We start from the raw sequence: 13,211 nt of genomic DNA on the forward strand, positions 1-13,211 counted from the left end.
ATCCGGACATAAAGGCACCGTTCAGCGACCATTCATGTTGCACCCGCGATAATCCGTCATACCACGCCCGGTCTTATGCGAAATATGCAAGAAATCGGAGTTGGCACGACAGATAGCAGACTATGAATATTCTCGCCAAGCACGCTCGCGCGCGGAAACGGGAAAACGAGTGGCTGTCCATGCGTCCGACGAAGGCTTCCCTGCGCCGCAAAAGACCGTCTCAGCGCGGCCCCGAGTGCTCGAACGGCGGTCCCAAGACCCGTCACTGAAAGCCTCGAGGACGCGGGTGCATCCGCCGCAGAAGGACTGCGGCGCGTCAAATCCGGTACCCGGAAGGGGTGAGACAAGTGTCATTGTTCCAGGTGTATGCAAGAGCGCTCAGTTATCTTGCGGTCCACAAGTTCCGTGTGTCGGCGATCGTTCTCGCCAACGTCATTCTGGCGGCAATCACGATTGCCGAACCGATCCTGTTCGGCCGCATCATCGACGCCATTTCGTCGAAAGGCGAAGTCACGCCGATGCTGCTGATGTGGGCAGGTCTCGGCGTCTTCAACACCGTCGCCTTCGTGCTGGTCGCCCGCGAGGCGGACCGGCTGGCCCATGGCCGCCGCGCTACGCTTTTGACGGAAGCCTTCGGCCGTATCGTTTCCATGCCGCTCGCCTGGCATAGCCAGCGCGGGACGTCGAACGCGCTGCACACGCTGCTGCGCGCCTGCGAAACCCTGTTCGGTCTCTGGCTGGAATTCATGCGCCAGCATCTGGCCACTGCTGTTGCGTTGATGCTGCTTATTCCGACCGCCTTTGCCATGGACGTGCGTCTCTCGCTCGTGCTCCTCGTGCTCGGCGCGGCCTATGTCATGATCAGCAAGGTGGTGATGAGCCGCACCAAGGAGGGCCAGGCCTCCGTCGAGAACCACTACCACACGGTCTTCTCCCACGTGTCCGACGCGATCAGCAACGTCTCGGTCGTGCACAGCTACAACCGCATCGAGGCTGAAACCCGTGAGCTGAAGAAGTTCACCGAACGGCTGATCTCCGCTCAGTTCCCGGTGCTCGACTGGTGGGCGCTCGCAAGCGGTCTGAACCGCGTCGCCTCCACCATCTCGATGATGGCCATCCTCGTCATCGGCACCGTGCTGGTACAGCGCGGCGAACTCGGCGTCGGCGAAGTCATCGCCTTCATCGGCTTTGCCAACCTTCTGATCGGTCGCCTCGACCAGATGAAGGCCTTCGTGACGCAAATCTTCGAAGCCCGCGCCAAGCTTGAGGACTTCTTCACGCTGGAAGACGCCGTGCGCGAACGCGACGAGCCGGCTGGTGCCACCGAGCTTCCGGCTGTTGCTGGCGAGGTCGAGTTCCGCAACATCTCCTTCGACTTTGCCAACACGAACCAGGGCGTGCACAACGTCTCTTTCACGGCCAAGGCCGGCCAGACGATCGCCATCGTCGGCCCGACCGGCGCCGGTAAGACGACGCTCGTCAACCTGCTGCAACGCGTCCACGAGCCGCGTGACGGCCAGATCCTGATCGACGGCAACGACATCTCGAAGGTGACGCGCAAGTCGCTGCGCCGCTCGATCGCCACCGTCTTCCAGGATGCGGGCCTGATGAACCGTTCGATCTCGGACAACATCCGTCTCGGCCGTGACGATGCGACGATCGAAGAAGTCATGGCCGCCGCCGAGGCTGCCGCCGCCTGCGACTTCATCGAAGGCCGCACGACCGGCTACGACACGGTGGTCGGCGAACGCGGCAACCGCCTGTCGGGTGGTGAACGCCAGCGTGTGGCGATTGCCCGCGCGATCCTCAAGAACGCGCCGATCCTGGTGCTCGACGAGGCGACCAGCGCCCTCGACGTCGAGACCGAGGCCCGTGTCAAGGATGCGATCGATGCGCTTCGCAAGAACCGAACGACCTTCATTATCGCCCACCGCCTGTCGACGGTGCGCGAAGCCGACCTGGTGATCTTCATGGATCAGGGCCGGATCGTCGAGATGGGCGGCTTCAACGAGCTCAGCCAGAGCAACGGCCGCTTTGCAGCGCTCCTTCGCGCCAGCGGCATCCTGACGGACGAGGACGTCCGTATGAGCCACACGGCGGCATAAGTCGCTCGCCCAAGTTCAAACACATCGAAACCACCCGCTGCAAGGCGGGTGGTTTTTTTGTTTCCGGCCATTCGACGCGGCCCGCCAAGCGGCTTGTCATTTCCGTGAAACTTGATAGAGCGGAATTCCGGCTTCAATTCCAAGGGAATCACCAATGCCGGATATCTCCACCATCGCACTCTTCGCCGCCGCAAGCCTGGTGCTCACCGCCACGCCCGGTCCCGACATGCTGTTGATTGCGTCGCGTAGCGTCAGCCAGGGGCGTGCAGCCGGGTTTCTGACCTATGCCGGCATCGCGCTCGGCACCTATGGCCACGCGCTCGCCGCAGCACTCGGGCTTTCCCAGCTCTTCCTGACCGTGCCTATTGCCTATGAGATCGTGCGCTGGGCGGGCTGCGCCTACCTGCTGTATCTCGCCTTGAAAACGATCCGCGCGGACGCAGCGGGCGGCTCCCCGATCTCGACACTTAAGCGGCTTTCAGGCCGGAGGATCTTCGCGGAGGGCCTGCTGACGAATATCCTCAATCCGAAGATGGCACTCTTCGTGCTGGCGCTGTTCCCGCAATTCGTGAAACCCGACAGCGGCTCGATGGTCCTGCAGATGCTGCTGCTCGCAACGATATTGAACGGGATCGGGCTTGTCGTGAACGGATCGGTCATCCTTGCAGGCAGCCATATCCGCCGGCGTCTGTCCGGATTCAGCCGCTTCCCGAAGCTGCCGCAGTACCTGCTCGCCGGCGTCTTCGCAGGGCTGGCCTGCCGGCTTGCGCTCGGCGCTAGGAACTAAAGCATGTCGCGCAAAAGTGTGCAGCGGTTTTGCGACAACGACATGCGCGAAATCAAAGACCTAAAGCGCGAAAGGCGTATCTGAAAGATCGCAATGCGCTTTAGCGCCAAGGCGACCGAAACAGCGGGGCGGCGTGCCTCACGTCGCCCGCAGCGGCTTGGCTGCCGTCAGCCCCTTCAACCATTCGAGATAGTAGGCATAGGCAAAATGCAGCCCGATGCCCGCAAGCACGAAGAGGCTGCCAAAGACGGGATTGCGCCCGGTGACGAACAGAAGCACCTGCCCCGCCATCGCCAGGATCGTGCCGAAGATGAAAACGGCCAGAGAATGGCGGCCGACGACGGCAAGCGGATGGTCGCGATCGAGCTTCGCAAGATTGCTGATCCTTGGCGTCACCACGATGATGTAGGCGATTGCCAGCACGTGCAGCAGCCGCGGCAACGACAGGAACGTCTTGTCGAAACCGGTGAGAACCGCCGGCAGGCCGAAGGAGAGGTCGATACTCCAGAAGGAAAACAGCACCCAGACCGCCGAGACCACGAGATAGAGGGCCGAAAGCGCGATCAGCCAGCGCCACCGCGGCAAGGTCCTGCCGTTGCGCACTGATGTCATCGAGACGACGCCGATGACGAACAGGAACTGCCAGGACCAGGGATTGAGGAACCAGTAGCCCTCGTCGAGGAAGTTCGACGGCACAAATTTGTAGATGCCGGCGGCCAGCCACAAGGCGGCCGATAACAGCAACAGCAATTTCTTGCTGACCCCGTTGAGCCAGAGGACGACCGGCAGCATCAGGAACAGCGCCGCGTACATGGACAGGATGTTGTTGTAGCCGAGCTGGTGTCCGAGCAGAACCATGGCGACGATACCCTGCTCCGTCTGTTCCACCATTGGCCGGATGTTGATTTCACCGATCAGGTCCTGCCGGCCAAAATAGAGCGCGCCGCCGGCAAAGATCGCCAGCGTGACGATGCTGGTCATGATATGGGCGATGTAGAGCGCCAGCGCCCGGCGCCAGATTTTCAGCGTCATCGCCAGCCGCCCGCCGGCGACGAACGTGGCGCCATAGGCGAGACCGACCGAAAGGCCGGAGATCAGAACGAAGGCTTCGGCCGAATCCGAGAAGCCGAAGTTCTTGTGCGTCAGATATTCGAGATATTGTCCGGGAACGTGATTGACGAAGATCGTCAAGAGACACAGCGCCCTGAACACGTCGAGGCGGGCGTCACGCTCCCTCGGAACCATTCGGGCGACCGTAGAGTGTACGTCGCCCTGAAAAGTCTTTTGCAGCATGCAGTCCGTTTTCCAGGATTTGGCGCCCCGCCCCATCCCTGTTGAAACGGGCGCCGGCGGCCCATACCGTCAAACGAGCGGAATGGCCGGCACCATGAGGAGCGGCACCGCACAACGCGCGCGGTCGCAGCAGCTTGAAATGACACGAACCCGGCCTTCGAGGTCGTGCCGCCGGCAGGTCCGCAAAGAAAAAACCGGCCTTGCCCTTGCGGAAACAAAGCCGGTTTCATCCTGTCATCAAGACCGGCCGCTACAGCAAAATGCCTTCATGCGCGTTTTTTGTGACACTATTGTTGATGCTGACGATCGGCTCGCCACTTTTCTCGTCGCGCTTGACCGAAATCTTGTGCCGAGCGCCGTTAAGCGTCACTTCCGCCGAGTAGCCGTCCCAGGCGGCCGGCAGCACCGGCCGAATGACCAGCCTGTCGCCCTGCCTGCGGATACCGAGAATACCCTCGATGCCAACGCGGTAGAGCCAGCCTGCAGAACCCGTGTACCAGGTCCAGCCGCCGCGGCCCGCCAGGTCGCCTTCGCCGTAGATATCGGCGGCAACCACATAGGGCTCGACGCGGTAGTGCTCGGCCGCCTCGCGGCTGTCGGCATGTGAAATCGGGTTCAGCATCTGGAACACACGCCAGGCCTCTTCCGCCCTGCCCTGCTCGGCAAAGGCGAGAGCCACCCAGGTGGCAGCGTGGGTATACTGCCCGCCGTTTTCGCGTACGCCGGGCGGATAGGCCTTGATGTAGCCCGGATCCTGCGGTGACCGTTCGAGCGGCGGCGTGAATAGCCGTACGATGCGCTGGTCGGGATCGACCAGCTCGGCCATGACCGCATCCATCGCCTTCAACGAACGCTGTTCGTCGCCCTCGCCCGAGAGCACGCTCCAGGACTGGCCGATCGAATCGATCCTGCATTCCAGCGCCTCGCTGGTGCCGAGCGGCGTGCCGTCGTCGTAGTAGCCGCGACGGTAGTAGTCGCCATCCCATCCGGCCGTCGCGAGCGCCTTCTTGAGAGCCTCGAGATGCGCCTCCCACCGGGTGACGCGGGCCTCGTCCTTGCGCTCACGCGCATAGGGCAGGAAACCGCGCAGCGTCCCGGCCAGGAACCAGCCCAGCCAGGTGCTCGTGCCTTGGCCCTTCTCGCCAACCCGGTTCATGCCGTCGTTCCAGTCGCCGGCAAGGAACAGCGGCAGGCCGTTCTCGCCGGTCCGCTTGATCGCGAGATCAAGCGCCCGGGCGCAATGCTCGTAGATGTCGCCGATCTCCTCGGAGATCTCCGGCTTGTAGAAGGCATCGTGCTGCCCCTCCTCCAGCGCCGGTCCCTTGATGAAGGGGAGCCGCTCGGCCAGAAGATCGGAGGTGCCGGTCACCGTGTTGTAACGGGTCACGGCATGGGCGAGCCAGACGACGTCGTCCGAGATCATCGTGCGCACGCCCGCACCGGTGCCCGGCAGCCACCAGTGCTGCACGTCACCCTCGGTAAACTGCCGAGCCGCAGCATTGAGGATCTGCGCGCGGGCAAGCTCCGGACGATGGATCAGGAAGGCCAGCGTGTCCTGCAGCTGGTCGCGGAAGCCGAAGGCACCGCTTGCCTGGTAAAACGCCGAGCGCGCCATGATGCGGCAGCCGAGGCTCTGATAGGGCAGCCAGTGGTTGATCATGGCGTTGAAGGCCGGATCCGGCGTTTCCACCTTCACGATGTCGGTGAAATCGCGCCAGAACGACTTGTTCGCCTCAAGCACCGTGTCGAACGCGGTTTCACGCAGCTCGCCGACGACAGCACGGAGCTGGTCTTCGGTGTCGGCATCACCCAGAATGAAGGTGACCTGGCGCTCGGCACCGGGCTCGATGGTGATGTTGGTTGCAAGCACCGCGCAAGGGTCGCCATCGACGTCGATAGACCCCGACAGTTCAGCGCCCGAGACAACCGCCTGCGGCACCAGGATGCCGCCGATCGCGCCCAGGAACTCCCGTCGGCTCGACGTGTGGCCGGCAGCCTCCCCGCCCTCAACGGCGAAGAAGGCGGAACGACCGGAGAAGTCGATGCTATACGGATTGGTCGCCACCAGCGCCTCGGCGGTTTCGTCCCATTTGGAAAGGACGAACGGCGCCGAGCGGGCACGGTTGTTGCCGAGCACCCACTCATTGTAGCCATAGAGCCTGAGCTGCCGCGCCGACGCCGAACGGTTGCGGATCGACACGCGGATAAGCTTGGCCGGCAGGCTGCGGTGAACAGTCTGGGTGGCCTCGATTTCAAGCTCGTCCTGGGTGCTGCGGAAGGTCGAGTAGCCGAGCCCGTGCGCCGTTTCGAAGACGACGGAGCGACGGCGTGACAGCGCCGCATAGGGTGTCGAGACGGTGCCGCTCGCCATATCGCGAATGAAGATCGCTTCACCGGGACGGTTGATAACCGTGTCGTTGGTCCAGGGTGTCAGCTGGTAGTCGCGCGAGTTGCGGCTCCAGGAATAGGCAGCGCCTTCTGCGGAGATGTGGAAGCCGAAGCTGTCATTGGAGATCACGTTGATCCAGGGCTGCGGCGTCGCTTCGCCGCCGCGCAGGCGCACGACATATTCCCGGCCGCCGTCGGCAAAGCCGCCGAAGCCGTTCCAGAAGGAAAGGCCATCACCCTTGATCTCAGCCGGGGTGACTTCCCCGTTCTCCTGCGGCGCCGCCAGTAGCGGCCCGACGAACTCGCTGCTTTTCTCGCCCTTCACCGGGACCGGCGAATAGAGCGAGTTGGCGCGGGCGATCTGGTCCGAGATCGTGCCGTTGCGGGCGTGGAAGACGGCGCGCGACGCCGACAGCAGGGTCGACCATGTCTCCGCTTCCATCAGGTCGCGGCGCACCGAGAAGATGTGCTGGCGCGGGCCGTCGGAGAGACCGCGCAGCCTCAGGTTCTCGCACATGGAATCGAGCGCATGCTGCATGTCCTGCGCATAGGACGAGGCCCGCTCGTTGATGATGACGAGGTCGGCGGTGATGCCGCGGGCGCGCAGATATTCCTGCGCACGCAGCGCTTCGCGGGCAATGCCGAGATCACCGTCGTCGTTGATGCGCAGGCAGAAGATGGGGTAGTCGCCGGAAATCGCCAGCGGCCACAGCTTCGTCTGCGAATCGAGGCCCGCCTGCACCGTCGCCGCATCGGCACGCAGGTGCATGTCCGGATAGACGAGGTAGCGGCCGAGCATCTGGAAGCTCGCCGCTTCCTGCGACGTCACGCCGACATGGCGCATCTGCACCTGGCTGCGGGTCCAGGCGTGGATGAGTTCCTGGTTGAAGGTTTCCGGATGGCGATAGCGATCGATCGCCCGGTCGACTTCCTCACGGCTTGGCGCTGCGATCGTCCAGAAGACGACACTGACCTTCTTGCCGGCGGGAACCCGCACGACGCGACGCAGCGACATGATCGGGTCCAGTGTGAAGCCGTCCGTTCCCGACAGCACCGAATCCGTATCGAAGGCTGCGGCTTCCGCCAGCGTGCGGCCCGGGCCGATGAAGCGGCGGCGGTCGGTCTCGGCTTCCGTGTGGCGGTCGCTGCCGGCATTGTCGGTGACGAGATGCGCCACCTCCATGTCCGGGTCACCGGAACTGCGCTTGTTGCGGCTGACGCGGATGACGTCGCCGCGACGGCTGATTTCCGTCCGCACGAACATCTTCGAGAAGGCCGGATGGGCGCTGTCGGCCTCATCGGTCGAAAGCACCGGTTCGGCATAGGACGTCACTTCGATGAAGCGATCCTGGGTGCCGGTGTTGAGCAGCATGACCCGCCGCCCTTCGGCGTCATGTTCGGTCGCAACGATGCATTCGACTTCGCTGGTGAGGTCGCCGACGGTCTTGACGAATTCCGCCTTGTCGTCGCCGAAGCGGGTCAGCACCTTTTCGCCGGGCGCACGCCGCGGCTCCGACGTCGTCGACCACCATTCGCCGGTCGTCGTGTCACGCAGGAAGATGAAGGTGCCGGTACGGTCCTCGACCGGGTCCGGCTTCCAGCGGGTCACGGCCTGGCCGTTCCAGCGGGCATAGCCGGCGCCATTGGCGGTCAGCATCACCGAATAGTGGCCGTTGGAGAGAAACACGGTCTCGCGATCCTGTGCCAGCGGATTCTCGATGATGCGGACTTCCGGACGCAGGAGGTCGTCCTGGCCCTTGCCGACCGATTCCGGCTCGCGCTTGGCATTCATGATCGGGATGTCGCGCGGCGCCTTTTCCTGCAGCAGCAATTCAGCCGCCTCGATCACCGGATCGGCGTGGAACCACTCGCGCAGACGGCCATTGAAGACGACGTTGGCAACGGCCGCGATCGACATGCCATGGTGGTGCGCATAGTAGTTGCGGACAACAGCACATTTCTGCCCCTCGGGCACACGCGTCGGCGTGAAGTCGACGGCATCGTGGTAGCCATAGGCGCCGAGCGCACCGACTTCGCGAAGGCGTGCGAGGTTGGCGAGCGCCGACTTCGGATCGTACATGCAGGCAAGGATCGAGGCGTAGGGCGCAATGACCGCGTTCTGGCCGAGGCCGCGCTTGAGGCCGAGCGTCGGCACACCGAAGTTGGTGTACTGGTAGGTGAGTTCGTGGTCGCGCGCGTTGAAGGCTGCTTCCGAAATGCCCCAGGGCGTGCCGAGACGACGACCGTGGTTGATCTGTTCTTTCACGACCAGATTGTTGGTCTGGTTGAGGATGCCGCCCTGCCGCTCCTGCATCACCAGCGGCGGCATCAGGTATTCGAACATCGAGCCGGACCAGGAGATCAGCGCACCACGTGCGCCGATCGGCACGATCGGACGGCCAAGCTTGTACCAGTGCTCGGTCGGGAGATCCCCCTTGGCGATCGCAAACAGGCTGGTGAGGCGCGCTTCCGAAGCCAGGAGGTCGTAGCACGCCTCGTCGAGCTCGTTGGCATTGACGCGGAAGCCGATCGACAACAGCCGGCGCTCAGGCCGGAACAGGAAGCCGAAATCCATCGAGAAGGCGATATCGCGCGCCCGGTCCTTCAGCACCAGCAGGCGCTGGCGCAAGGCCTCGATGGCGCCGAGATCGAAGACGCCGTCGGCGATATGGGCTTCGCAGGTGGTGACCAGCGAACTGGCCCACTTCGTCACTTCGCCGCTCTGCGGCGTGCGCACCTCATGGTCGAGATTGACCGTGAGCTTGTGCATGTCGCGTGCAAGCACCGCGAGGTTGATCACCCGGATAGAGGCAAATTCGTGCTCGCGCTTGATCGCGGCGAGCGCGTTCTGGAAGCCGACGATACGCTCCTCGATCAGGCGGCGCAGCGGGCGAACCGTCTTGCGATCGTCGGGCAGGTCGTGCAGCACTTCCTGAAGGATCGCCACGACATCGCCGATGCCGGTGAGGCTGCCCTGCACGTGCGCCGACGGCGCTTCGGCCCAGTCGCGGCACATCGACGAAACGGCGATCAGGTGGCCGGCCAGGTTGCCGCTGTCGACCGACGAGATGTAACGCGGCTCCATGGTTTCGAGCGTGTTGGTCCGATACCAGTTGAACAGGTGGCCGCGATACTTCGGCATCCGGTCGATGGTGGCGATCGTCTGTTCCAGCCGGTTGATCGTCTCCTCGAAGCCGATCCAGCCGAAATCGCGCGCCGAGATAACCGACAGCAGGTAGACGCCGATATTGGTCGGCGAGGTCCGTTCTGCCAGGACCGGCTGCGGTGTTTCCTGGAAGTTGTCCGGCGGCAGGAAGTGCTGCTCGGCGGTCACGAAGGTCTCAAAGTAACGCCACGTGCGGCGCGCGATCAGGCGCATCTCGTCGATCGCCTCGTCGGAAACGACGAGCTGATCTTCGGTTTCGGCCGACTGGCTGACGAACCAGGCAACCGCCGGAGACAGCGCCCAGAGCAGGGCGAAGGGAATGCCAATGAAAGGCAGGCCTGTATCGGAGATAGCCGCAAGCGCGAGCGAGATCGCCGACAGTGCGGGCGCGATCCACATGGCGCGATAATAGTCGCCGATCGTGCCGTGGCCGGCGCTCTGCACCTGCGCGGCCGTGCGCCATTCGAGCATCAGCTTGCCGCTGACGAAGGTGCGGTAGAGCGAGCGCACGATCGCGTCGCACATCATTGCCGCATTGTGGGCGATGAAGACGATGCGCAGCGCCACTTGCGCATTGGCGGCACGGACTTCGGTCAGCACGGCGTGAAGATGTGCGCGAGCGACGATGTCGTTGCGGCGCGGCAAGAGGCCGTTGATCAGCGACAGGGTCGGAGCCACGAACAGGCTGAAGATCAGGACGATCTGCCAGATCAGCGCTTCGGTCGGCTCCATGTAGTACCAGCCCATGACGGATGCGATGAGCCAGGCAAGCGGGATCAACGAACGGCGCAGGTTGTCGTACATCTTCCAGCGGCCGAGCATCGACAGCCCGTTCGAGAAGTTGAAAATATACGGCAGCAGCTGCCAGTCGCCACGCGCCCAGCGATGCTGGCGCGACATCTCGACCTCGTAGCGGGTCGGGAAATCCTCGACGAGCTCGACGTCGGTCACCAGCGCGCAGCGCACGTAGGACCCTTCGAGCAGGTCATGGCTGAGAACGGCGTTTTCCTCGATACGGCCCTTGAGCGCCGCCTCGAAGGCGTCGACATGGTAGAGGCCCTTGCCGGTGAAGCTGCCTTCCCCGGCAATGTCCTGGTAGACGTCGGAGACGGTGAAGACGTAAGGGTCGATGCCGCGGTTGGCCGAAAAGATGCGCTGGAAGGCCGATGCTTCACTGCCCGTGGTCAGCGACGGCGTCACGCGCGGCTGCAGCAGGCTATAGCCGGCGATCACGTCCTGGGTCTTCGGATCGACCACCGGACGGTTGATCGGATGGTACATCTTGCCGACGAGCTTCGTCACCGCATCGCGCATCAGGCGCGTGTCGGAATCGAGCGTCATGACGTATTGCACGTTTTCCGGCACCGTGTTGGCGCCCTGCAGGAACGACGTGTCGCGGTCGCCGCGCAGAAGCATGTTCAGCTCGTGCAGCTTGCCGCGCTTGCGCTCCCAACCCATCCACACGCCTTCCTGCTCGTTGTAGAGGCGGCGGCGATGCAGCAGGTAGAAACGCGTCTTGCCGTCATAGGCATAACGCGCCGAGAGCTGGGCGATCTCGCGCTTGGCGTAGTCGAGGACGTCCGTATCGGTGCTTGCCTCCTCGACCTTGCTGTCGGCCCAGTCGCTGACGAGCGCGAAGTAGATCTCGCCGCGCGGATTGGCGAGGTAATGCACTTCGAGATTGCGCACCAGTTCGTCGACATGGTCGCGCTTGGATATCAGGCACGGCACGGCAACAAGCGTGCGGGCGTGCTCGGGAATGCCGTCGATGAACTCGTAGCCGACAAGACGGGACGGTTTGACGAACAGCGTCACCAGGGTGTTGAAGAGACCCATCGCACCTTCGGACGCCGGCAGCGCGAAGAGCAGCAGCATGATCAGCTTCGCCCCGCTCGGGATCGCCATCGGGCTGACGAAGGAATAGACGGCGATCATCGCGAGGATCGTCAGGAGGATGTTCGGTCCGGCGATCGCGAACCAGTCGAGCTTGCGGCTGAGGCGAATGATCGTCTGCAGCACGGACGGCCGGTAGCCGATCTTCTTTTCCAGTACCTTGCGCTGCTTGCCGACAAGGAAGGAGCCGACGTTCGGTTCCTGCAGCGGCGCCTCGGTCTTGGCCGCGTCTTCCGCCTCGCGCACCATCTCGACGGCGATCTGGGTCACTTCGTATTCGCTGTGGCCGGAGCGGCGCGCCAGCTTCTCGATCGTGTCGCGGTATTTGTTGCGCGAGCCGAAGTCGAGGGAGGCGTAGTCCGTACCTTCGCGCAGTGCAGCGTCGATCTTGCTGACGCTCTCAAACCAGACGGCCCAATCGGTGTCGTCGATCTCGCGCAGGCTGCGGATGATGTTGCTCATCGTCGCATTGCCGGACGAGAGGCGGTTCTGCTCGGCGACCAGCGCGCTTTCGACGTCGCTGCCGCGCTTTTCAAGCTGCTCCTCGATCCAGGCGATGACCGCGCCCGAAGTCTGCGAGCCATCGCGCATGCGGTAGAGCAACTGCGCGACGAAGGTGTTGTCGGCGGCCATTGCTTCCGACTCGGCGAGCAAGGTCCGGGATTTTTCCGGGTCGTTCAAACGGACGATCTGGTCGGCGACGTCGTTGGCCTTGCGGCGCATGCCGCGCGAACGCTCGACGCGGATCGCGATGCGCCGCAGGTTCTCGATCAGCACGAAACGCAGGATGGACGGCAACGCCCAGAGCTCGCCGATCTTGAACGTATCGTGCTTCTGGAAACCTTCCACGATCGCCGTGACGCTTTCGCGCGTCACCGTGCTGTGCGTATGCGCGACATAGAGCCAGGCAAGCGCCATGGTGCGCGGGATCACGGTTCCCGAAACCGAAAGCGTCGGCAGCTGGCGATAGAACCGGCGGGGGAAATCGCGACGGACTTCTTGGATCGCCTCCTCGACGACGTGATGGTTGTCGAGCAGCCACTCGGCGGCCGGCGTGATCGTCGCTCCCGCCTCAACGTCCGCAGCCGTCGCACGATAGACGCGCAAAATCTCGTTTTCGTTTTCGCGATGCCGCGGACGGAATTCGAACGGGAAGAAGCCCGGCAGAGACGAGACGCCCTTCAGTGCGAGGTCCTCACCGGATTGCCGGAGATCGTCCATCGAGAAGAAGGTTGCGCGGATCGAATCGTTATAGTCGATCTGCTTCGCTTCCGGTTCGCGCGGAGAGGTGGGCGGCGTAGTTTGAAGCTGCATGGGTACGGGTTCTGAATCCAACCGGGGTTGATCGGCCCGGCCCTCGGTGGGGGTCCGGGTTGGCTGTGGCCCTGAGAAATCAGGCTGAGCCGGCGCATTGCTAGACACGGTCATGTGTCCTCCCATCCACCGTCATCTCCCGGAAAACCGGGACCTGGCGGTAACAGGCACCGCCCGCGACTGGGCATCGGAGATCGCAAAGCCGGCGGCGCATTGATTTTCAAGGCCGCGGTGATGCATGAAAATGGCATTTTTTAGCCGTGGT

General features: G+C 63.4%; 4 protein-coding genes. 2 read left to right on the forward strand and 2 right to left on the reverse strand.

The window, feature by feature from the left end:
* The first annotated feature begins 347 nt into the window (after nucleotides 1-347).
* Nucleotides 348-2,105 carry a glucan ABC transporter ATP-binding protein/ permease gene (locus VGO04_RS17460; protein WP_327497236.1) on the forward strand — a complete coding sequence of 586 codons (1,758 nt, stop codon included), beginning with the start codon at nucleotides 348-350 and terminating at the stop codon, nucleotides 2,103-2,105.
* Nucleotides 2,106-2,259: 154 nt separating this feature from the next.
* The gene (locus tag VGO04_RS17465) at nucleotides 2,260-2,892 is read left to right on the forward strand and encodes a LysE family translocator (RefSeq protein ID WP_327497237.1); all 633 of its coding nucleotides are present in this window, start codon (nucleotides 2,260-2,262) and stop codon (nucleotides 2,890-2,892) included.
* 138 nt (nucleotides 2,893-3,030) lie between these two features.
* Here the strand turns inward: VGO04_RS17465 and VGO04_RS17470 are convergent, their stop codons facing one another.
* Nucleotides 3,031-4,185, reverse strand: a complete 1,155-nt coding sequence (locus VGO04_RS17470) for an OpgC family protein (protein WP_327497238.1) — start codon at nucleotides 4,183-4,185, stop codon at nucleotides 3,031-3,033.
* 250 nt (nucleotides 4,186-4,435) lie between these two features.
* Nucleotides 4,436-13,060, reverse strand: coding sequence for a cyclic beta-(1,2)-glucan synthase (ndvB, locus tag VGO04_RS17475; protein ID WP_327497239.1), 8,625 nt, complete (start codon nucleotides 13,058-13,060; stop codon nucleotides 4,436-4,438).
* Between the last annotated feature and the right edge of the window lie 151 nt (nucleotides 13,061-13,211).

The organism is Ensifer sp. (genome assembly GCF_035999185.1).
Classification (GTDB): Bacteria; Pseudomonadota; Alphaproteobacteria; order Rhizobiales; family Rhizobiaceae; genus Ensifer.